The 21318-nt window shown below is 34.2% G+C and carries 34 protein-coding genes; 9 read left to right on the top strand and 25 right to left on the bottom strand.

Annotation, left to right across the window (positions count from 1 at the left end; translation table 11 throughout):
• Positions 1-10: 10 nt before the first annotated feature.
• The 5 genes from H560_RS0112065 to H560_RS0112045 all read right to left on the bottom strand — a co-directional run bounded on the left by H560_RS0112065 (position 11) and on the right by H560_RS0112045 (position 3489).
• Positions 11-541 carry a hypothetical protein gene (locus H560_RS0112065; RefSeq protein ID WP_027380282.1) on the bottom strand — a complete coding sequence of 177 codons (531 nt, stop codon included), beginning with the start codon at positions 539-541 and terminating at the stop codon, positions 11-13.
• Positions 528-941 carry an N-acetylmuramoyl-L-alanine amidase gene (locus tag H560_RS0112060; protein WP_034752742.1) on the bottom strand — a complete coding sequence of 138 codons (414 nt, stop codon included), beginning with the start codon at positions 939-941 and terminating at the stop codon, positions 528-530. The genes H560_RS0112065 and H560_RS0112060 overlap by 14 nt, the downstream gene beginning before the upstream one ends.
• On the bottom strand, positions 934-1350 hold the full coding sequence (locus H560_RS0112055) for a hypothetical protein (protein WP_027380280.1): 417 nt from the start codon (positions 1348-1350) through the stop codon (positions 934-936). The genes H560_RS0112060 and H560_RS0112055 overlap by 8 nt, the downstream gene beginning before the upstream one ends.
• Positions 1351-1416: 66 nt before the next feature.
• Positions 1417-2430, bottom strand: coding sequence for a hypothetical protein (locus tag H560_RS0112050; protein ID WP_034752738.1), 1014 nt, complete (start codon positions 2428-2430; stop codon positions 1417-1419).
• Positions 2431-2490: 60 nt separating this feature from the next.
• Positions 2491-3489, bottom strand: a complete 999-nt coding sequence (locus H560_RS0112045; RefSeq protein ID WP_027380278.1) for an HK97 family phage prohead protease — start codon at positions 3487-3489, stop codon at positions 2491-2493.
• A 181-nt stretch (positions 3490-3670) separates the two neighbouring features.
• On the opposite strand from H560_RS0112045, the gene H560_RS0112040 reads away from it, so the two are divergent.
• The 8 genes from H560_RS0112040 to H560_RS22400 all read left to right on the top strand — a co-directional run bounded on the left by H560_RS0112040 (position 3671) and on the right by H560_RS22400 (position 9969).
• A complete protein-coding gene (locus tag H560_RS0112040; RefSeq protein ID WP_027380277.1) occupies positions 3671-3955 on the top strand; it encodes a hypothetical protein in 285 nt (94 codons plus the stop codon).
• Positions 3956-4423 (top strand): terminase gpP N-terminus-related DNA-binding protein, encoded by a 468-nt coding sequence (locus tag H560_RS0112035; RefSeq protein WP_027380276.1) that lies wholly within the window; start codon positions 3956-3958, stop codon positions 4421-4423.
• Positions 4416-6005, top strand: a complete 1590-nt coding sequence (locus H560_RS0112030; protein ID WP_027380275.1) for a hypothetical protein — start codon at positions 4416-4418, stop codon at positions 6003-6005. Before H560_RS0112035 ends, H560_RS0112030 begins: the two co-directional genes overlap by 8 nt.
• Positions 6002-6469, top strand: a complete 468-nt coding sequence (locus H560_RS0112025) for a hypothetical protein (RefSeq protein WP_027380274.1) — start codon at positions 6002-6004, stop codon at positions 6467-6469. Before H560_RS0112030 ends, H560_RS0112025 begins: the two co-directional genes overlap by 4 nt.
• Before the next feature lie 2 nt (positions 6470-6471).
• Positions 6472-6900: a hypothetical protein gene (locus tag H560_RS0112020; protein WP_027380273.1), complete on the top strand. Its 429-nt coding sequence runs from the start codon at positions 6472-6474 to the stop codon at positions 6898-6900.
• Positions 6890-7387, top strand: a complete 498-nt coding sequence (locus H560_RS0112015) for a hypothetical protein (protein WP_034752735.1) — start codon at positions 6890-6892, stop codon at positions 7385-7387. Before H560_RS0112020 ends, H560_RS0112015 begins: the two co-directional genes overlap by 11 nt.
• 30 nt (positions 7388-7417) lie before the next feature.
• Positions 7418-8686, top strand: coding sequence for a phage portal protein family protein (locus H560_RS0112010; protein ID WP_081413968.1), 1269 nt, complete (start codon positions 7418-7420; stop codon positions 8684-8686).
• Positions 8687-8757: 71 nt separating this feature from the next.
• Positions 8758-9969 carry a phage head morphogenesis protein gene (locus H560_RS22400; RefSeq protein WP_051289315.1) on the top strand — a complete coding sequence of 404 codons (1212 nt, stop codon included), beginning with the start codon at positions 8758-8760 and terminating at the stop codon, positions 9967-9969.
• Between the two features lie 119 nt (positions 9970-10088).
• On the opposite strand, the gene H560_RS0112000 is transcribed toward H560_RS22400, so the two are convergent.
• The 20 genes from H560_RS0112000 to H560_RS0111900 all read right to left on the bottom strand — a co-directional run bounded on the left by H560_RS0112000 (position 10089) and on the right by H560_RS0111900 (position 19768).
• Positions 10089-10274 (bottom strand): hypothetical protein, encoded by a 186-nt coding sequence (locus H560_RS0112000; RefSeq protein ID WP_034752732.1) that lies wholly within the window; start codon positions 10272-10274, stop codon positions 10089-10091.
• Positions 10275-10316: 42 nt separating this feature from the next.
• Positions 10317-10853, bottom strand: a complete 537-nt coding sequence (locus tag H560_RS0111995) for a hypothetical protein (protein WP_155845001.1) — start codon at positions 10851-10853, stop codon at positions 10317-10319.
• Positions 10854-10869: 16 nt separating this feature from the next.
• Complete coding sequence (locus H560_RS0111990) at positions 10870-11067, bottom strand: hypothetical protein (RefSeq protein WP_027380268.1); 198 nt, start codon at positions 11065-11067, stop codon at positions 10870-10872.
• 7 nt (positions 11068-11074) lie between these two features.
• Positions 11075-11368: a hypothetical protein gene (locus H560_RS0111985; protein WP_027380267.1), complete on the bottom strand. Its 294-nt coding sequence runs from the start codon at positions 11366-11368 to the stop codon at positions 11075-11077.
• A 67-nt stretch (positions 11369-11435) separates the two neighbouring features.
• The gene (locus H560_RS0111980; protein WP_027380266.1) at positions 11436-11654 is read right to left on the bottom strand and encodes a hypothetical protein; all 219 of its coding nucleotides are present in this window, start codon (positions 11652-11654) and stop codon (positions 11436-11438) included.
• The gene (locus H560_RS0111975; protein ID WP_155845000.1) at positions 11647-12408 is read right to left on the bottom strand and encodes a hypothetical protein; all 762 of its coding nucleotides are present in this window, start codon (positions 12406-12408) and stop codon (positions 11647-11649) included. The genes H560_RS0111980 and H560_RS0111975 overlap by 8 nt, the downstream gene beginning before the upstream one ends.
• The gene (locus H560_RS21510) at positions 12338-12712 is read right to left on the bottom strand and encodes a conserved phage C-terminal domain-containing protein (RefSeq protein ID WP_027380264.1); all 375 of its coding nucleotides are present in this window, start codon (positions 12710-12712) and stop codon (positions 12338-12340) included. Before H560_RS21510 ends, H560_RS0111975 begins: the two co-directional genes overlap by 71 nt.
• Entirely contained in the window at positions 12712-13179 is a 468-nt protein-coding gene (locus tag H560_RS0111965; RefSeq protein ID WP_027380263.1) for a hypothetical protein, read from the bottom strand. Before H560_RS0111965 ends, H560_RS21510 begins: the two co-directional genes overlap by 1 nt.
• Before the next feature lie 2 nt (positions 13180-13181).
• Complete coding sequence (locus tag H560_RS0111960; RefSeq protein WP_155844998.1) at positions 13182-13526, bottom strand: hypothetical protein; 345 nt, start codon at positions 13524-13526, stop codon at positions 13182-13184.
• A complete protein-coding gene (locus H560_RS22395) occupies positions 13490-13951 on the bottom strand; it encodes a hypothetical protein (RefSeq protein WP_051289313.1) in 462 nt (153 codons plus the stop codon). Before H560_RS22395 ends, H560_RS0111960 begins: the two co-directional genes overlap by 37 nt.
• A gap of 65 nt (positions 13952-14016) precedes the next feature.
• On the bottom strand, positions 14017-14304 hold the full coding sequence (locus tag H560_RS0111950; protein WP_027380261.1) for a hypothetical protein: 288 nt from the start codon (positions 14302-14304) through the stop codon (positions 14017-14019).
• A gap of 121 nt (positions 14305-14425) precedes the next feature.
• Positions 14426-15088, bottom strand: coding sequence for a DUF3164 family protein (locus tag H560_RS0111940; protein WP_027380260.1), 663 nt, complete (start codon positions 15086-15088; stop codon positions 14426-14428).
• A 6-nt stretch (positions 15089-15094) separates the two neighbouring features.
• Positions 15095-15328, bottom strand: a complete 234-nt coding sequence (locus tag H560_RS0111935) for a hypothetical protein (RefSeq protein WP_027380259.1) — start codon at positions 15326-15328, stop codon at positions 15095-15097.
• A gap of 9 nt (positions 15329-15337) precedes the next feature.
• The gene (locus H560_RS0111930) at positions 15338-15673 is read right to left on the bottom strand and encodes a hypothetical protein (RefSeq protein ID WP_027380258.1); all 336 of its coding nucleotides are present in this window, start codon (positions 15671-15673) and stop codon (positions 15338-15340) included.
• Between the two features lie 4 nt (positions 15674-15677).
• Positions 15678-16301 carry an nSTAND3 domain-containing NTPase gene (locus tag H560_RS0111925; RefSeq protein ID WP_051289311.1) on the bottom strand — a complete coding sequence of 208 codons (624 nt, stop codon included), beginning with the start codon at positions 16299-16301 and terminating at the stop codon, positions 15678-15680.
• Positions 16301-17248 carry an AAA family ATPase gene (locus tag H560_RS0111920; protein WP_027380256.1) on the bottom strand — a complete coding sequence of 316 codons (948 nt, stop codon included), beginning with the start codon at positions 17246-17248 and terminating at the stop codon, positions 16301-16303. The genes H560_RS0111925 and H560_RS0111920 overlap by 1 nt, the downstream gene beginning before the upstream one ends.
• On the bottom strand, positions 17248-18744 hold the full coding sequence (locus H560_RS0111915; protein ID WP_027380255.1) for a hypothetical protein: 1497 nt from the start codon (positions 18742-18744) through the stop codon (positions 17248-17250). The genes H560_RS0111920 and H560_RS0111915 overlap by 1 nt, the downstream gene beginning before the upstream one ends.
• Entirely contained in the window at positions 18719-19339 is a 621-nt protein-coding gene (locus H560_RS22390; protein WP_155844997.1) for a hypothetical protein, read from the bottom strand. Before H560_RS22390 ends, H560_RS0111915 begins: the two co-directional genes overlap by 26 nt.
• Positions 19340-19343: 4 nt before the next feature.
• Positions 19344-19493 (bottom strand): hypothetical protein, encoded by a 150-nt coding sequence (locus H560_RS22960; protein ID WP_155844996.1) that lies wholly within the window; start codon positions 19491-19493, stop codon positions 19344-19346.
• A gap of 2 nt (positions 19494-19495) precedes the next feature.
• The gene (locus tag H560_RS0111900) at positions 19496-19768 is read right to left on the bottom strand and encodes a hypothetical protein (protein ID WP_155844995.1); all 273 of its coding nucleotides are present in this window, start codon (positions 19766-19768) and stop codon (positions 19496-19498) included.
• An 87-nt stretch (positions 19769-19855) separates the two neighbouring features.
• On the opposite strand from H560_RS0111900, the gene H560_RS21500 reads away from it, so the two are divergent.
• On the top strand, positions 19856-20650 hold the full coding sequence (locus tag H560_RS21500) for a LexA family transcriptional regulator (protein ID WP_155844994.1): 795 nt from the start codon (positions 19856-19858) through the stop codon (positions 20648-20650).
• Positions 20651-21318: the final 668 nt, after the last annotated feature.

The raw sequence follows: 21318 nt of genomic DNA, 5'->3' as shown, positions 1-21318 counted from the left end.
TATTATTATTTTAAAATTTGATTAATTTTCCAAGTACAAACCCGACAATAAGAGCAATTAAAATGTTTACAAACCCACCAAAAAAGCCTGTTCCGGTTTTTTCTTCACGGCTGTTATTAGAATTACTTTCAGAGTTTGTAAACTCCTTTTCGTAATACTCTTTTATTTTAGCTGCTATCGCGAGACTATCACATTCGGCAGATATTTTTAGCGAATCACCTTTTAATTCAATTTTTGCGGTAGCGTTACCGTTTTTTTGTGTCCAAACCTTTGTTTTTGGCTTTTCCTTTAATTGTGTAGAAAGTCCATTTAAACGGGGTTTAAATAGGGTTTCAGTACATCTGTTTGAAATTTCCGAAATCGGAATATTAAATGATGTTTTCGCGGAATTTGTAAAAAAAACAGTGTCTTTATAAACCGTTTTTTTTTCCTTTAGTACTTCTTTTTTTGAATCGCTGTTTTGAGTAACCTGCCGATATGAACGGCAGGCTGTCAAAAGCATTATTAATAAAAAGAAGAGAAATATTTTAAATGTTTTCATATTCTTTTTTCGCATCGAAGCTCGGACAGGCTTTTGCAACCTTTGGGAAATCCCGGTGTCCTTGAATAATAGCTTTCGGGAATTGTTTTCGTAAGTCTTTGAGGACTTTTAGTAAACTTGCCTTTTGTGCTTCCGTTCTCGTGTCTTTTGGCTTTCCTTTGGCATCAATTCCGCCGATATAACAAACATTAATCGTTACTGAATTAAAACCTTTAACACCATTAGAAACTTCTGTAATAGGAAGTAAATTCACAATTTGCCCGTCAGCAGTTATAATAAAGTGGTAGCCGGGCATTTTCCACCCTTTTTCGTTTTTCCAATAATTTTGGATTGCAGACACTGTCGCGGTCGGTTGCGTAGCGGTACAATGCACGGCTATGTACTTTATATTTCTATTCATTACCTGATACGGGATTTTGATTTTTTTCTAAATGTTGTTTTTCCAGACGTTCGTTTTCAGCATCGATCAATGCTTGAATTTTTTCAGCAGATAATTTGCTGTCGGGTTCCTTTTGGAATAAAGCGATATAATCAGCTTTTGCTTTGTCTTTTATCGCCTTCATTTCTGCCGGGCTTTTTTTGCCCGCATCGGCGTTTGTTTTTGTTTCCGATTTTACAGGAACTTTATTTTCCACAGCAATACCCGATTTTTCGTGTGTAGTCACTTCTTTGTCTTCTAATGTTCTTGCGTGGTTTACGGCAAAAGTTTTAGAATTTACAGAAAAGAGGGTTTCGTCAGAAGTGCTGTAAACTTTTGTTTCAAAAGGGTTTCTTTCAAAATAATTTTGAACTTTTTTATCTAATGACATAGGTTTGATTTTTATAAAAGGCTGTTTTATTATATGAAACAGCCTTTTTTATTAGCTGTATAATTATTAAATGATACCTGCGAAGTATTTCGGATTATTAGCTCTCATAGCCCCGATTAATGCTCTTTGAGCAAATGAAACGGTATCAGCTTGTAAGCCCGAATCTTTTAGGGTTGCGTACATATCAACATCTCCAAGACATCTGAATGTTTCGTCGGAAGACCACAAGAAAGATGATTTTTTGTCTCCCGCTTCTGCTGCTGAACCCATAGGTTTTTTAGTTCCGGCAGAAGTAAACAAAGGCGTTTTAGAATATTCATGAACCTTGAAACCATACATTTGTTTTTCGTTAAGAATTTCTTTGTATAGTTTTTTATCTTCTTTTCTGATTCTTGCCAAGTGATCGGCATTAAAACAAACGTTCAGGTTAACAGACATATCAAAACCTCCGAAGAACGCTTTAAGGTCAATAACTGCATCAATAATTGAATCGTCAGCAGTTAAATTCATTAATTTATTGAAAGCGTTTGTTACGGCAGGCGTCCAAGCAAAGGCTGCTCTCGCACCCATATTTTTAGCCAATGAATCTTTGTGTCTTTTTAGAACACTTTGCATTTTCTTATAGCTCAATTCAATTTCCTGTAAACTTCTGTGTCGAGTTTGAGCGGTTGAATAGGTTTTCAATACCACAGAATGAGGAATATCTGTAATATTTTCAACTGGAAGCGGGTCTTCGTTACCTTCGAAATAGTTTTCATAAACCGTAGGTTCCACGCCAGCTTCGACCAAATTAATTGTATTATGTTCAACCCATTCTGATAAATCCTGCGATTCTAAAACGAATGAATGATCGGGCAAAGGATTTTCGATTAATTGCGAGGTCCAAACTTCGGTTAATAAACCTTCTTGAAGCACTCCTTTATGAATCGGTTTGAAATAGGTAACTACTGTATGCAAACCAACCATACCGAAAGTAAGTAGTAAAGGGTTGATTTCCACAAATTGACTTACCACAAAAGAAGTGATGAAAGCCAAAAATAAGTTAATCCCCAAACCTGATAATGAAAGTCTTTTTTTCATAATTTTTATTGTATTGAAATAGTTTTTTAAATTGATTTTAAATAATGTTTAAAGGGGGCTTTACTTACCTCCTTTATATCGAACACCTGATGCGAAATCTTTTCCCAATTGCGCGTATTTGGTTGGGTCTTCTTTTTGGATTCTTGCGAGTTCTACCGGGTTGTGTTGTCTCAAATAATCGAAAGATTCTTTTTCGTTCGCTTGTACTTGCGTTTTAGTATCTTTTGATAGACTTACAGCAGCAGAAATAGAATTTTGTATTCCGTTTTTGTTGTTTTCTCCTTCTTTATCTTCGATAAGCTTAGAAAGCTTTGTTTTTTGTCCGTCGAAATCTGCTTCAAAAGCAACAATTTGAGCGTCTTTCAAGTCTTCAGGAATTAACCCAAGCGAAACGGCTTTATCTACTAATGTTGTAGCTTCACTTTTTTGAAGAGAAACGAATTTTTCTTTCCATTCGTCGCGTTCTGTTTCTGCTTTATCTTTAGATAGTTTTAAGTCGTTTACAGCCTGTAAAACTGTGGTTTCGTTGCTGTCAATGCTTTTACCTAAAGCAAGCGCAACACTTTTAAAATCTGACATATTATTTTCGGTTTTTTGATTGAGTAATTTTAATTCGAAGGGTTGACCGTTTCCATTAGAAAGTTTTAACGCGTCGTCATTACCGCCAATGTCAACTATTGAAATTTCTACGAGTTTACATTTGGTAATAGTTTCAAATTTTTGTCCCGGAAGTATTAATTCGGTGTCAGAAGATTGCTCGATCACATCTGCATGAAGTGAAACCATTCTTAAATAACCTCTTTCAACTTTTCCGGCGATAGTTTTTGCAAAGTCGTCGTCAGTATCAAATTCGATTTCTGCTATCAGTTCGTTGTTTTCTACATAAAGTTTAACACACCTTCCGATAACTTCCGTTCCTTTTGCATTATATGTACTACGATTGTGCATATACAAAACCACAGGATTACGCATATACTGTTCATAATCAATCCCCGCAGTTAAAATTCTATAACCGTATGTGTTTACATTTTCGGTATTTACTATAAACTTGTGCGTCATTCTTTTTTCCTGTTTTGTTTCGTTTTGATGAAGCAAAATTGCGGTATCAAAAGCCCCGAAAAAAATCACTGAATAACGGTTCACAGAAACTTTAAAACCATTGTGAAAAAATCTCTAATCATTAAAAGCCAAATTTTTATAAAGCCTTATTAAATGGAATTTTGCTTGAAATAATTAAGGAATGCAGGATTTAACATTTACTGACGATTTGGAAATTAAAAACGGTGATTTCTCATTATCTGAGAGCGACGATCAACACGTACAGCATATTCTTATCGCCAACAAAGGAGAATTTAAAAAGTCTCCCGAATTAGGTGTGGGAATGGAATTAATGCTTAACAGTGAAGACCCGATGGACTTCCTTATTGAAGCAAAAAAGAACCTTGAACATGACGGCTTGAAAGTTAAAAACATCTCTTTCACCGATCAGGAAACTTTAAACATTGACGCAAAATATATTCAATAAATGGCAAGACTAACGGCATCAGACAGTGACTATAAAAAAAGTCAGGGTAAAGATTTATTCATAAAGGGTTTTACGCTTACATCAATTTCTGAAATTATCGGTATTGGGGTTAAAACTTTATCAAATTGGAGAGAAAAGTTTGAGTGGGAAAAGGAAAGAGAACTGAACAATATAAGACCCTCAGAAATTAAAAAGTTAATCCTGCAATATGTTCAAGACATTAAAGATGGGAGGAAACCAACACATAAAGCAGATGATCTTTCAAAAATTTCCGCTGCTTTTGACAGGTTAAATGACAGCAGAAAAAAAGCAGTTTATACAATGGAAACTCTTGACGGCTTTTGTTCTTTCATGCTTGAAAAAGCAGGTAAATCACAGGGTAAAAAAAGAGATATACTATTGGAAAAGATTAAGGAGGTAAGAATTGAATTCGATGAATATGTAACAGAATTACTACAAAATGACTAAAACCGAACTAAAGGAAGCTAAGGAAAGGTATTTCATGCTTTCGAAGATGATAAAGGATGCAACCTATAAATCTTTAGAAAATGAAAGTACCGATCAACAAAAAGACAGAATCAAACGTCTTTTAATGCCTGAGAATTATATTGAATTCTTTGACTATTACTTTGGTGTAAATTCAGGTCTTCCTTTGGCTGACGCTCCAAGTTCACAATTTCATCACGACAGTTATCAAAAGGTTTTTAATGATAATAAAATAAGACAATTCCGTGAGTGGTATCGTGGAGCTGCAAAATCAATTCATACCAATGTAGGTAATATTTTACATCTCAAAGAAAACGATCAATTATTTTTTGCTGTTCTGATTGGAGCTAATGAAGGTTTATCAAAAATTCTCCTTAGTGATTTGCAAATGCATTTTGAAAGTAACGAAAGAATTATCAAAGATTTCGGACAACAATTGAGCTATGGTAATTGGGCAGATGGAGAATTTCAAACAAAGGATGGTAGATTTTTTAAGGCTTTAGGATTAAATCAACCTTTTAGAGGTTTGAGATTCGGACAGTATAGACCGGACTTTGCAAGTGTAGATGATTGCGAAGACAGAGAGAGAGCTAACAATCCGAAGATGGTCCGGAAATATGGCGAGAAAATTACGGGAGATTTAAAAAAAGCTTTTCATAAAGAAAGAGGTCGATTAATTATTCCTAATAATTATATCGTTAAAGATGGTTTACTTGATTTTATAAAAGAAAAATTTAAAGATAGTAAGCACTTAGATATTAGTCGGGTTGATTTGGCGACCAAGAATATTACTGCTGAAGATTGCAGAAAAAGAACAGATTGGGAACCATCATGGAAAGAACGATATACAAGAGCAGATGTTATTGAAATTGTCGAAGATGATGACTATTACACCTCACAGAGGGAAGACTTCAACAACCCAATTGAAGAAGGTAAACTTTTTAAAGCAGATACAATCATCCACACAAAAATTGCAGAAAATGAAATTTTTGACGGAATCTTAGATCATTGGGATTTATCCTATACGGGACCGGGTGATTATAAAGCGGGTGTTTTGCTAGGAATCAAGGGAATCAAACTTTTTGTATTGGAAGTTTTCTGCGAAAGGTGTGAAATAAATTCAGCAATGGAAGTTCGTGCAGAATGGTTCAAAAAGTACCTTCGAAAAGGTTATAATATGATGGGGTTTTTTGACGCAACAGCAGCTCAACAAGCTGTATATACTCCTATTATTTTGCAATCGGCAGAAGATAATAATTGCCCTAATATACCAATTGGACTTCATCAAGAAGGAGACAAACATAATCGTATTTCTGCCGGAATAACAAATGCATTATTTAGAAAAATCCTCTATTGGGATGAATCTTTAAAAGTACGATCTAAACAGCATTACGACATTTTTATGAAACAGGTTTTAGCATTTGAAAAAGGGACAACTTCAAATGATGATGCACCGGATACATTGGAACGGGGTATAACACTATCACAAACTTATTTCGGTTTTTCAAAAGAGGAAAAAAGCAGTAAACCTGCTTTAGGTAAAAAAAGAAAACGCAGAGTATGACACCACGAAAAGAACTATTTATAAAGGTAAAAGAAGAGTTAATGACTATTCCCGAACTGGATTTAGTAGACCTCGAACGTAAGCAAATGCAAAGCGATAAATTCCCGAATTTATTTGTTGCAGCTCTCGTAAGAATCAACCGTATTTCTTATACAACCATGACAGAACAAAACCAAGAAGGCGAAGCGTCAATCGATGTGGTTCTTTATTGTCGCGATGGATGGTTAGATCAGCACAACGGAACACAGGACCCGGAACACGGTCTTAATGAAATTGATTTGATGGATAAAATAGCGGAAAAACTGCAATTTCTTAAAGGCGATCAGTTTACACCATTACAACAAACTGACGACGAAACAGAAGAGCAGGATATGGACGGTTTATTTGCATACCGTCAAACCTTTGATACACGAGTTTACAGAAAGCTCGCAGGAAAATATACCAACAAAAAATTAAACATTTAATCATGCCATTTTTAACAATTAATGAGCTTACAACTAAAGCTCCGAAATCATTCATAGATATTTTAGTAGGAACCGAAGAACAGGCAATTACAGAAGTTATCGACGAAGTTATCGATATATTTATAACGAATCTCGGTCCGTATTATGATACTGACGAGATATTCGGACAAACGGGCGATAAACGGTCAAAAACAGTTTTAAAATATGTAAAGGATATAATCTATTACATGGTTCAGAAAAGGAGAAAACCGGGAGCTTTGGACCGTTCGGATTATGACGAGGCAATGAAATGGCTCGAAGAAATTTCGACCGGGAAAAGAAAAGCAAATCTTCCACCGAAAAAAATCGATACAGACGGTGACGGAGTACCTGACAAAGAAGTCCCTTTCATGAAACTTGGAAGTAATAAATCTTATAAAAATGGCTGGTAATTTACGCGATCTTCAAAGATTACTGAATAGAGCTGCCGATCAAATCCCCGATCAGGCATTACGAATTATAGAGGTTGAGGGTTTGAACTTTATTAGAAAAAATTTCAATGACGAAGGTTTTAATGACAATGGTTTGCGAAAATGGCAGGCGAGAAAAACCACTGATAAAGACGGCAACGATTTAACTCGTTATCGTAGTAACCGACGAGGTCGTCAGGGTGATTTAACAAAGTTCGGTCAAAGAGAAATAGGAAGAGCCATTTTAACGGGTCACGATACGGGCGGGGATAAATTAAGGAACTCATGGAGAGCCAAAAGAAATAAAAGCAGAAAGCAAGTCGGTTTTTACACCTATAAAGGTTATGCAGAATATCACAACGCCGGAACCGGAAATTTACCAAAACGTCAAATGATCGGAAAATCTGCCTATTTAGAACGTAGAATCTTTGATAAAGTAAAACGAACACTTGATAATCATTTCAGATAAGCTAAAGCAATCGCTAAAAAAATATTAAATATGTTTACTCAAAATTCAACAGATATAAAAAGAAATATTGGTTACGGACAATCAAAAACCGGAATCGCCGGGAACCTTGTAAAAAAACCTCTAAAATTATCGGGAAAAGATTCTTTCGATGTAAATAAGGTTACAAATTTAATGCTTGACGCAATACGTCAGAACAGAAGGCTTTGGCGTAAAGAGATCAACGATTGGATTGCAGCAAGACAGGCGAGATACAGCCGGGAAAATCCCCGAAACTATCTTTTGCAGGAAGTGTACGAAGATATTATGCTTGACGGTCAGCTAACCGGAATTACCCAAAATAGAACGTTCAGGACCACAAATAAAGACTTTATTATCGTCAATAAAGAAGGTAAAAAAGACGATAAGCTTACAGAATTTATAAAGGAGAAATCTTGGTTTGAAAATTTTATTCAAATCGTTCATGAAACGGTTTATTATGGCACTGGCGTTATTTGGATTAAAGAAGTTGAAAAAGGAGAAATAAAGAAAGTTGAACTTTTATCAAGACACCATACAATCCCGGAGCTTGGTTTATTTGTCACAGATTTAACGAACCTTAATAGTGCATTTAATTATCGAGAATTTCCCGAATTTTTGGTAGAGGTTCAAATGTATGATAAAGTAGGATTATTAGAGAAGGCAGCACCCTACACAATTTTAAAACGTCACTCTTGGGGAAGTTGGGACGAATTCGAGGAATTATACGGCGTTCCTATTCGTATCGCGAAAATCGCGTCACAATCTGAAACGGTAAAAAATGAAGTTGCGGAATGGTTGGAAGAAATGGGCTCGTCTGCGTATGGAGTTTTCCCGATCGGTACTGATATAGAAATAAAGGAGAACAGCAAAACCGATGCTTTTAATGTATTCTTGCAAAAAATACAAGCTTTGAGATCAGAACTTTCAATGTTGTTTTTGCATCAGACAATGACAACCGAAAACGGAAGTTCCAAATCACAGGGAACCGTACATGAAAACACATTAAAAGAGCTGATCTATGCAGACGAAAAGAAAGAACTTTCAATTTTAAATGACTTACTTCTTCCGGTGATGCGTTTTCACGGTTATTCTATTCCTGACGGTTATAAAATTTCAGTTGCACAAATTAAGGACCCTAGCGAACAAATTAAAATAGATGATGTTTTTTTGAAAAACGGCTATGTGCTTAAACAATCCTACATAGAGGAAACTTACGGTTCTGAAATTGAAAGTATGCCGGGAACTCAAACCGCAAAGCCTGAACACCCAAAAAAGGACTAAGCCTGCTCCAACTCAATTACCGTTCTAAATGTTGTGAACATGAAACGGTAAGTCTGACAGCAGATTATAGTTTGAGTAGGCTTATTGAGCAATATATCCGGGAATTATTCGACGAGAAAGATGTTTCGGAAGAAACAAGCGAAAAACTAAGAAAACATTACTACGATAAGTTAGCAAAAGGAATTGACGAAGGTTTCAATCCTGAATCATTATTTTATGATGAAGAACTATCAAGCTCACTAAAATTAAATATTTCCGAGTTTTCCGCTTTTAAAGAAACGTCATTTAAACAGGCTTTACAGGACCTTTTAACAAAAGACGGAAAATTACTGCCCTGGTCTGAATTTAAGAAAGAAGCTTACAAGGTTTCGGACGATTATAACGTAAGATGGCTTGAAGCGGAATATCACCAAACGGTCGCAACGGCACAGATGGCGGGAAAAATGAAAGATTATGAAAGCAATCTTGATCTTTACCCAAATTTAAAGCTTGTAAGCGTAAAAGACGGAAGAGTCCGCCCGGAACACAAAATACTTGACGGAACTATCCGCCCGTATAATGACCCGTTCTGGTCTACACATACACCACCTTTAGATTGGGGTTGTAGATGTGATATTGAACAAACCGACGAGGAAACAACGGAAATTAAAGGAGGTTTACAATTAAAGTTAGAATTTCAGAATAACCCGGCACAAAGTGGAAAAATATTTCCTGAAACTGCTTACTCGAAAGATTTAAGCAAAAAGGAAAAGGAAACGATCATTAAAGATAATATTGATCGTGTTTCCGCCCAAAGAGATAAGGACGCCAAAGGAATTGTAACAACAAGCCCGAATTTTCAAAAACAGGATTTTAAAAGAAATTTTGAGATAGCTAATATTTGCGCAAAACAAACGCAGTTTGATTTTCATATACGGGAACACGTAGAAAAGCAAAATTTCCCGAACCCAGAATACCTTATCAATAAAATGTTTTTCGGTGACAGAAAGTCTGTAGAAAACGTTTCCAAAGGTATTTTAAACGGCATTGACGGTTCTAAAGCTCAAATGCTCAATAAGAATATCAACCCGCAGCAACTACCATATTATATTGTTTGGGATTTCGATTTAATAAAAGATTTGGATATAAATACATTGGTTAGAAATCTACAAAGGAAAATAACGCCTGAAAGAGGAAAAAATATCAGAGGAATGTTTTTTCAGTACAAAGGAAAAGCTGTACATCTTTCGAGAGAACAAATGATTGAACGTGAATTTTTAGACCTTCACAAACTTATAAAATAATAAGAGCCCTAAAAAAGGGCTCTTATCATTCGGGCTTTCTTGGGTTTCCCCGCGAATGCTTCTTTATACTGATTTTAAGTATCTCGATGTAAATATGTTACAAATATATAAAAAAATATTTAATCCGCATACGCTCCGTTTTTTTTTAAAATTGCGGAAACGGTAGCGGAAGAAATCGGCGGAAATTGATTTGCAGTTTCTTCCAATAATGCTGAAAGCTTCCACTGCGGATGCTTTTTTTCGAGAGTTTCAAAGTATTCCCGGACTTTTTTATTTCTTAACGTTAAACGCTCTTTTCTACTCATATAGCAAATATAAAGAGTCGTTTTTAATTATACAAGCTGACGTTATACCTTGCGAAGTAAATAATAATCTTCTAAAACCATAAACCCACTTTCAAACATTTCATTGATGGCTTTATCGGTTTCAAAGCGATCATCTTCGGAATTATAATTCATGGTAACATAGATAACAATAAACCTATCTTTTAAAGGGTAAAAGAAGCCTTTAAATATCTTTTTTTCTTTTTGAAGGTATTGAGTGCCGACAAACACTTTTTTATCGTCAATTTGAAGTATTTCTTTCGTTGACTTCCCGTTCAGCTTCATTTTATTAAAAAGTTCATCGACCAACAATTCCGGGTTTTTATTAACGGGTTTTGAATCCTGTTTTACTTCAATGCGTGGAACTCCATTTGAAAGAAAAGAACCGTCTTTTTGTTTAACATAGGGCGTTTGCTTTTCTTTATTCTGCGTTATGTAGATTTTATTGTTTCCAATCCTGATAATTGATGCAGGATTATTATTTGACATTATTGTGTCTTGTGTGAAGTTTTGCCCAAATGCAAAGCTTGAGAAGAGTAAAAATAATAATAGTTTTTTCATTTTATAGTATTACTTATTAAATTATTATAGATTCAATTTTTATGTTTAAAGGTGTCTGAACTTCCATATTTTTAATTACGAATCGATCTTGGTTCAATGCTTCTTTCAAAGCTTCTATAATTTCACCTTCTAATTCTATCATATCGTCAGTTTTAGGAAGTTTATCATTCTCAAATTCAACAGTAATCGTAATTTTTCTTTTCTGCTTTTTCATGTCAAATTTATTTATTTTTTTTAGATTTTATTGAGCTGAGTAAAACATGCTTTTTTTGTTCGCATTTTTTGCATGTATGCTTTTCAAAATCCCTTCCTACAAAATAACCTAACATAAAAAAATCTGAATGCTTAATATTTATACCGTCTTTTGGAGCAAATTTAATTGTTGAGGAATAATCACCTTTTAGCAATTCAATATCACATGCAATTGAAAGTCCAATCCCGACGGAAACTTCTTTCAAAGCCAATAATATTAAATCGATCATATCGTTCTGAGAATTTATTCTATATTCTGTCATGTGTGAGAGCTTTTGAAAGACAAATTTACAATTTGTTACAAAAAAAGGTTACGGAAATCCGTAACCTTTAGATTAATGGCGGTTTTTTGTGAAATTCTTTTAATGCTACGCTTTTTAATTCGTTCAAAACATTTGGTTTTTCATCACCTTTTATTGCGTACCAATCAACAATCACACTACCTCTTTTGTCGGGCTCATTCTCTTCACGAATAATTGTGTAGCCTTTTTTCTGTAATGCTTCGACAATTTCATCGTGATTATACCAATATCCATTTATTTTAGTCATTTTTCTTTTTCTTTTTAGGTTTTTGATCTTTTCTTCTCTGCTGTTCCTGCAGTAAAATTTCATGAGCCGTTTTACTGCTATATTGCGTCCGCATTATTTCATACTTTAGATCACTATCAGATAATTTCTTACAGCTTTCGGGCAAATTTTCGAGATAGCTATCCATACTGCTTAAAACATCTTTTACACTGAAAATCTTTACGGAAGCCTGAACGGGGTTTGAAATCCTATTTTGTAGTTCTGTAAACTTCTGATAAGCTTCTTCCGACATTTCGGTGTTGTCTTCTTTCAGCTTTCTTTGTCGTTTTTTTGCTTCGATTAGTTTTTCCCTTTGTTCTGCCTTGTATTGGAAAAATAAGGGGACATAAGCCATTATTTTGTCGTGAAAACTATCATAGTATTTAAGCTTTCCCAAATCACCTGTACGAATCATTTTAAACAACAAAATCACATCTTCGAGTGTATCGGTTCTGAATTTATCGTACAGATCACCCGCTAAAATTTGTGTCTGATAACTTTCAAGCTCTTTTCCGGTAATTTTCAAATAAAACTCAATAATTTTTATTATCTCGATCACTACCTCATATTTTGCGCCTTGCTTCATAATCAACTCACCGTATTTTATAGCATCCTTAATGGTGAGACTTTGCTCTATTTTAGCGATCGCGTTAAAGGCTTCTTTATCACCCGAACATGGCTTTAAGATCATCAACGTTGTCTGCTGCGCTTCGCTCGATTTTATTAAGCTTTTCATAATGCTTTTGGTAAAGTTGTGGGTTTTGCTCTATGTCGAGAACCTGATTTAAATATTTTTCAAACTTCGACGCTCTGAAAATAGTTTCGATACAAAGGTGTTTTGACATATCCGGGTTGTTTTTCCAATCCAATGTTTTAACAACAATTACCTTCTTAATCTCTTCTATCGTGTAACCGTCCTTTAAACGCGCTTTAATTGGCGTTAAATTGCTTTTTAAAGGTCTTTGGCTCCTTCCGGTAGTCTCATTAAAGAACTTTAAAATTTCAAGCTCCGGTGTTATTGTTTCTGTATTCTGTTTCATTACATAAATATTGCTACATGGTTCTCTTTTACACTTTCAAACAATTCCATCCAATCTTCGTAATAAGAGTAATAATGTGAGGGTGAAGAATTAAGAGCTTTAAAAATATCGTTATACTTTAAAAAGTCTTTATGTAGTTTAGTACAAGTCTCAAAATTCATTGCACCTTCATTATCAGGAAAATTTATTAACTCGAAGAATGGTAAATCTTTATATTTACTTGGATTATTCCAAATTATCTGATCGGTAACATTAAATAAAGAAGCTAATTTTCTTCTAAATTCATTGTGTGTTGAATATGAATAAGATGGCTTTCTATAAACTAATTCTGCTGAATAATAACCATCTTCTAAGTTTAAACATCTATCCATATACGGGTCATTAAATTTCTTTATCAGAAAATCGCAATCGTCATTTTCGTTGTTTACCAATACGAAATTTTTATATACATAAACCGCTAAGCCCATAATCAATTCTTTATTAGTAATCCGTTAACCATTTTAAAAGTAGGAGGTTGAGTAACAGGAAATTCTCTATCAAATTCGATATTAAGCCCTTTGAAAATATACATTGACTTTTTTATTCCTGCCTTTTTTACGGTGTGCTGACCTTTGTATATGTAGCTGTAACCGTCAATTTTCACTTCTTTTTCTAACGGAAGCCCAGACACGGGAATTAATTTTATTGTTTCCATTTTATTTTTATTTATTGGGGTTATTCTTATGGCTTCACGCTCCGGGAAAAGAGCGTGAAGCGGGGATTTTCTCTTTTTAAGCATTAGTTCATATTTATTTTTTCTTTTCCATTTTTCCACCAAGCTTTTGTCATGGGTTTTTTAGCACTTTTCGCATTATTACTTTTTACACCATGCAATTGTTTAAACAAATCTTTTAATTCATCAATTGAATGAGCGTTTAAATGCTTTTTAAACCTGCTACTTGTAAGCATCCAATTATTAAATTTGTAAAAATCGTTCGGGTCTTTAATCCCGGTTTTTTCTGCCAATTTTAAAATTTTGGCTTTCCAGCCTTTTTTAAAAAGCTCTTCCTTTAATTCGTTAAACTCCTGTTCCAAATTTTCTTCGTTCGGCGTATGGATTGAAAGAAGCTTTAATGCTTCCTCGTCTGTCAGATCATCAATAATAGTGGTTCTGCGTCCTGAAAATCCGAAGATTTCCATTGCTACTTCTACCGCGCTTCTATGCGAAAAAAGTACTTTTAATTCTTCTTGTGGTTTCATATCTGTAATTTTAATTTTGCTCCTATTGGCGGAATCGAACCGCCAATTAAAAACCGTTTAGGATATTATTTTAAATCGTCTGCTAATTCGTATCTTTTATTTAAAAGATGTGGAAAAGTTCCCGTCGGATATTCTCTAAACAAAAGATCATCGTTATATCTTACTGTAAGAACTTCTAAAGAAAAATTTTGTACTTTCTCATATTTATGAGATATATTTTTAATATCGAAATTCTTATAATTCCTTTTTGTAAAGCAATACAGCAAAATTTGCTGTCTCTTTTCTTTAATTAGTTTTAAACTCAGTTCAGAAACTTTTTTTTCTATCTCAAGTTCTAATGTTGGTCTTTTCATTTTTTTAATTTTTTAAAGCTTGACGAACCTATAATTGCAGAAACTAAAACACCCAATAAAAAACCTCCGAGAAAGCAAACCGTTGTTATTCCTGCTAAAAATTCTATATCTTTCATCTTAGTTACATTGTAAATCTGAATTCCAATTTCTTCGGTTTTCCGTCAATTTCGACGTATTTAAAACCACTTACATACATACTATTTTGACGGCGGATTTGAGCATCTAAGATTATTTGCAAACCATCCTCGAAACGCTCGTCATTAAATTCTGATTTAAGCTTTGAAAGCTCTATGATCTTCGCCGGGTTCAACATTCCGGTTTTCATGTTCGGCTTTAAAAAAGTGTTTACGGCGGAAGAAAGTTTCTTAACATTTTCAGCGTCGGAAGAAAGAGACTTTAAAAATTCCTTTATTTTTTCAACTCCCGCGCTTTCTGTTCCGTCAAAACCGATTGTTACATTATAACCCACTGTAAAGCTTGAATTACCGTCTTTCGAGGTTACGGTGTAACTGTCTTGATTTTTGATTTTAACGCCGTACATATTTGCTTTAAGTTCCCGAAGCGGTTTAAAGTCGGTCCAAAGCTTTTCAATCATTGATTCCGTTATTTCGTGGTGATGTACAAACGAATCGATATGTTTTTCGATAAAATCTTCTGATAAGCTTTTGAAGGTTTGCAAATCTTCGGTTCTTTTTTTCTTTTTTTCTTGTTTGTCGGTTTTAAGCTGATCTTCAAGCTTTTTTTTGTCTTCTTCTGAAAGTTTTGTAATGTCTATTGTTGTCATGATGTTTTATTGAAAATTTAACGATGCTTTTTGAAGATCGAAAGTGATATTAACACCTTCACCTGATCTTTTAATCCCTGTCATTCCTAAAGAGAAACAATGACCAATTTCAAGCCTTGTTAATTCTCTTTTAATATTGATTTTCGCTTCTGTTGGATATAAAGAGCGAGTTTGCATGTACACGAATTTTTCATCAGGGAATAATTCTTGTAATTGTTGTTTGTGTGTTTCTGGATTCATAATGTTTTGTTATTTTATTATTTTAATTTTTGTTGCTATTTCGGGGTGATATTTTTTATATTCTTCTACTTGTAACCATTCATTTGCGAGGTCTAAAAATTCACATTCTTTATATTCTTGCAGATAATATTTTAACCTGTCCTGTCCGTATTTCATTAGCGGGGCTTGAATATTATTTTCTATAATTATTGTAGCAAGTAAAACAACTCTTTCAGGCAGCTCTTCGGAAGTAATTTTTTGATTTGAAAAAAGATGTAAAGCCGTTCGATCATACCAAGACAAAACACCAAAGATGCTGTCTATTGCTAAAACCGTAGCGGGGATTGTGTGTTCTGTATTTTTCATGATATTAATTTTGTGTTCCGTTTAACTCTTCGTATTTCTCTTTCCAAATGATGAACTTTCCGCCGTTGGCTCCAATGCTTCTACCTTTACAATAAGCCCCGAAGGCGTCAATTCTTATTTTCATGTAAGCGTCGAACATTATATCTTTTTCTAACTCTGATCGCGGGTTTGCTCCCTGTGCATGTCCTGTTATGATGAAGATTTTTTCTTTATATTTATTCTTTAGTTCAAGGTATTGTTTGAAATTGCTAAAGAAATATGTTGCAGAATCGATTATCACGACTTTTGCAGACCCCTTTTTATCTAACCTTTCTATCAGTTCGTCGAAACTATCATTCTGAACTGAAAATTTGTCGGCGACGTGGTCCATCATAAATAATTCGGTTCTTTCTATAAATGAAGCGTCGTCGTAGTCTTCTTCTAATGAGTTATAGTGTACTTTAAACTCTCTCGCCAGTTCCTTTGCCAACTGCATAATAAAACTCGATTTTCCACTGGCAGAATTTCCCCAAACAAACCAAACACCCCTGTTTTGTGGTTGGGCGAAAGCCTGTTCAAAATGAAAGCTCAGATTTAGACGATCAATCTTTATTTGTCTGAGACGATGTATTGATACTGCCTGTTTCATTAGTTACCGGGAAGATTTAAGGCTCTTCTAACCAAGTTTAATGTTAATGGTTCCTGTAATCTGTCAGCTTCTCTCATTGCCGGGACTAAGACGTCGTGCAATTCTCCGTAGTTCTCGCAATTCTGCTGTAAGAACTTTACAAGCTCTTTATCTTTAATTTCAAGCTCGTTTAAAAACTCTTTAAACGTCGTATCAATGTTGATTAATCTTCGAATCCCGAACTTTATACGACGGTAAAACTGTGGAACCCCGTCGCGGTTTTTCTTTCTTAGTTTGTCAAGCTTTGCTTCTAGCTGATCGGTCCCGATTAAAACTAAAGCACAATGTTTATTTAAATGGTCGTGAAGCTCTTTTGTGTTACATAATGTAGCTTGTTTCATATATTCAGCTTCATCGAAAATAAGAGCGGGTTTCATTCCGTTTTCCCTTTTGGTTTTCAGGGCTTTTATTATTGAAGTGATCTTTTTAGATTTTGAATGATTTTGAGGAAGTTTTAAAACGTCGCAAATCTTATCAAGCAAATCGTTTATTGTATCAGTTGAGCCGACAGTAACTTTAAACGTAGCTTTGGGGTCATTCGCAACAAAGAGGTCCGAAATAAAAGTTTTTCCGCATCCGGTTTCTCCAATAATCACGTTTGTATATCCGAATTCCTTTGCATCTTCCAAAGTGGCTAAAGTTTGCTTCATCTGCGGTGTAATAATCGTTTTCCAATATTCTTTTTTGATAGAAAAACCGATTGTATCTGCAATTTTTAACCAATATTTCTCACTGATTTCCGATTCTTTGCCACCTCCTGCCGGAACGGTGTATTTTCCTGATCTCATTAACGAAAGATAATTCGAAGGAACGCCTGACAATTCAGAGAATTGATTTGCTGACAAATCCTTTTCATCAAGGTAAAATTCTAAGTTTGTTATGATATTTTCTTTAGTTTTCGTATTCATTATTGTAGGTATTTATTGAGGTTAAGCTTATTATCTAAATATTCGTTTTGTTCTTGGAACCAATTTTTATTATTTACTGCGGTTTCCTGTTTTTTTATCTTTTTATTTACTTTTTCTGCCTGTACTTCGATTTGAAGCCTTTCTTTTGATTTTTGGTTTTTATGCTGACCCAAGCTGTCAGTTAAAAGCATTTTTGCGAGTGTATCGTTAAGCTCCGGGCGGTCTTCGAAGAAGCCTTGTAACACTTCGGCGTTTTTGGCTCTTTCTTCAATGATGTAATTTTCTGCGTAACTGTTGAAGTCTTTTACTTTTTTCAATTCCGCGCCATCTTCGAGAATTCTGTCTGCAATTGCCATTGACGGGCGATATTTTTCTTGTAATAGAAACTTATGTTTTCCGTCAGGAGAAACCGCGAGTACCTTAGTAAGATTATGCGGGTCGAATTTTATGGTCCAATCAATGTGTGATAACATTCTAAAGCTTAAATCGAAACTATCATAGCACCTTTCTTCTCCTAAAATGGTCGGTGTAACTCCGTCCGGGTCCAATTTGTTTGTATATCCGGTTGTGTTTCCTAAAACATCGAGTAAATAGTCTTGTGACATTGTAGAAAGGAATTCCTGCGGGATTTTATCAAAACCTTTCATGAAATCATTGATAGTGTCTTTTCTATCAAGTTCAATCATTTTTTCAATCTGCTTTATACACTCTTTTTGGTCCGGAAAATTGTGCTTTATCTTATTTAAAAACTCCGTATTTGGTTGGTTTTTGCTTCCGGTAGTCACATTATAGCCTGACCAATTCGGCATCATCTTACAGTATTTATTATTAAATCTTGCAAACCAGGGCTCGATAACTTTTGCCTTTGCATTTTTTACTCGAGCGGGTGTATAAACATTGCATAGACTTTCATATACTGATTTTAAAGAACCTCTTCCGTAGTTATCGGATTGTATCTGATATGGTTTATAAAAATCTCCGAACAAATCGTTAATATGATGCTGTGCGTTTTGTAAAGCTGACTTTATAAGCTCCGGTGTTTCATGTGTGCCAATTGCATAACCTACAATGTGATAATTAAACGGGTCTATAACTATAACTGCGTTTAGTCTGTTGTGGTAAGTTGTTACGGAATGCCCTTTTTTATTTACTTCGGTTTTTTGGTAAAGTAATTCAACGTCCCAACCATCCAAAGTCCAATATAAAAGCGGTGCGGAAGGTTTTCTTCTTTTGTTCTGCATTAAGATTGTATTTCTTAACTCAGTCACACCGTTTCTTCCCGCAAATACAACTAATTCCTTTTCCTTCTTACGGTTCGCAATGGTTCCCGATGTAATATCTTTCCAACCTAATTGTTTTGCGACAGCATTATACATCGTACAGATAATTTCATTATCGAAATTATTATGCTTTGATAATAGTTCGTCGATCAATGCCGTTTGTTCATCAGAAGCGACTTTTTTCGCATTGCTATTTTGCAGTTTTCCTGAAATCAAAGAAGCATAACCGTTTTTTTTGATAATCTACCGTTTTACGACGTAAAGCATCTTTGTTTTTTGGGAGGTTATGGTGAACTAAAGTAAAAGAATTGACATCACGGCTTAAAGAATCCCAAATATCCATCGTTGTAGAACCTAGAGCTTTCTTCATCCCTTTTCTGTCAGCCTTCAACGTTAATACAGTGTTTAAAATACTTGCATTATATGTATAAAGCAGTACAGTTTCATCGTCCAAGTATTTTTCGTTTCTTTCGCCGTACCTATGAGTTTTGAAATACTCTAAAGCTTTGTTGTCGGTGAAGTAATGTTTAGCAAAGAAATTTTCTTTTACCTTTTCCGGTGGATTACCAAAGGTAGTAGTTAATAAATCCTGCCATTCCTGACACAAACTTCTAAATTCGACTAATGCATCAACTCCAATAGAAGCCCGACGTAATTGCTTTTCAGGACTTGTTAAAGAATCCATACGTTTTTTAAACGCTCTGTAAGTCATTAGATGCAAAGTATCTTTATGACTTCTGTCGGAAGTCAGATACTTTACTTTGACACAGAGTTTGTCGTTATAAAATTCGTATGGAGTTTCTTTAATCATTTTTTTATCCTAAAAAAGGTTTGTACGTCATTTTGATAGTAATACCGAAAACTTGATAACAAGTCGCAATTTGTTTTTCGTGAGTTCTTACATCTTCTACCGGGTTTGATTCGTGAACCGTTTTACAGAAGATTGCGTGTAATACTTTTTTCATATCTATTGGTTTAAAAGTTCTTTTCTCTGATCTATTACCTTTCTTAAAGCTTCAATCACTTCAAAATGGTTTTTTGAGTAAACCCTGATAAAAGCTTTTTCTGCTGCCATTGGTGAAATCCCCACCATTGGACCAACAATTTGCCAGTCACCACGCCTTTTGTCATTTATAAGGCTTTCTAATACCTCTAAATGCTTTCTTTCTTCCTCATTATTAGGGGAGAAGGAGATTTTTGTTTTCGTAGGTATTTTTACGGTTTTTACGGTTTCCCTCATTTTATCTTCTTTTTTTGTCTTACTTTTGTCTTGATAACGATACAAATATACGCAATTTGAGTATGTATCAAAATAAATTTACGCAAAATGAGTATGATTTTTGATAAATCGTTGATTCTCAATAAGATTAAATTGCATTACGGGTTTGATTCTGACGCAGAATTTGCAAGATTTTTAGAGATTCCGGCAACGACATTATCTTCATGGTATAAAAGAAATACATTTGATGTTAACTTAATATACGCAAAATGCGTAGACATCTCAGGTGATTTCATAATATCAGGAAAAGAACCAATGTTAAGACAGCAGGGGTCTTATGTTTTAGAAACAAATGTAAATTTTGAAAGTAAAGTCCCGCAGGTTATCACAATTGATAGTCACGCAAAAGATAATGTGGTTTTAGTTCCTTATACGCTAAAGGCAGGTTACATTAAAGGTTACAATGACCCGAAATTCATACAAAAATTACCATCTTATAGACTACCGGGTTTAAATAATGGTATTTTCAGGATGTTCGAAGCCGAAGGAAACTCAATGTTTCCAACAATTCCAAGTAAAAGTTTTGCCATAGGTCAATTTGTGGAAAATTGGAGTAAAGACATAAAAGATAATCAAATTTATGCGGTTGTGTCAAATGAGGTTGAAGACGGCTTATTAAAACGTGTAGTGAACAGAATAGATAAGTATAATAATTTACTCTGTAAATCTGATAATCGCCGAAATTACCCAAATCAGAATATTGACCCAAAGTCGGTTAAAGAAATTTGGCATATAAAGGCTGCAATGGTTTTCGATTTCCCGGACCCGGCAGATATTTACGATCGTTTGAATGATTTAGAAGCCAATTATCAGCAAATAATGAAAATAATCAATGTTAAATAATCACAATCAATTGATTTTCAATTATTTATTTTGTTTTTCTATTAAAAAAAATGGTTATTTTGGGGTGTTTTTCTTTTGGTTTTTAGTATTTTCCTTATGTTTTTAGTGCATTTTGATGCGTAATTCTTATGCTTTAAACATTCAAAAAGTACACCCATTAGTACACCCATTAGTACACCCAATTGCGAAATTTAGTGTTTTTTGGTGTTTTTTTGGGCTTCTGATTTAATTACCAAAAACAATAAATATCAACTATAAATTATCTATTCAGAAACCGTCAAAAACGTTTATTTAAGGCGTTTAAACGTATTACGGGTAATTATTTACCTTATATAAAAGAAAAAGCCCCTTTTGAGGGCTGATATATATATTTAATTAATAATTAAAGAGCAATTAAATGGCAGTTAAAGTACATTTCGTTTCATTTATTGAAAACAGGCTTTTTATCGGCAAATCCTTTAATAATAGGCGTTTTCAGCTTTTTTTTAGCTTTTTATTTTGGGCTTTTTGTTTTACTGCCCATAAATTCATTCATAAACCTTAATTTTGCTTTTATTATAGAAGTTAGAGATTAGAAGTTAGAAATTAGTGATCAGTATGATGCCTTATTTATAATGTATAATTTTAAAAACTAACTTCTAATCTCTAACATCTAATTTCTAAGTAAA

This window comes from Chryseobacterium daeguense DSM 19388 (genome assembly GCF_000430825.1).
GTDB lineage: Bacteria > Bacteroidota > Bacteroidia > Flavobacteriales > Weeksellaceae > Chryseobacterium > Chryseobacterium daeguense.
This window is presented reverse-complemented; position numbering and strand designations above follow the sequence as displayed.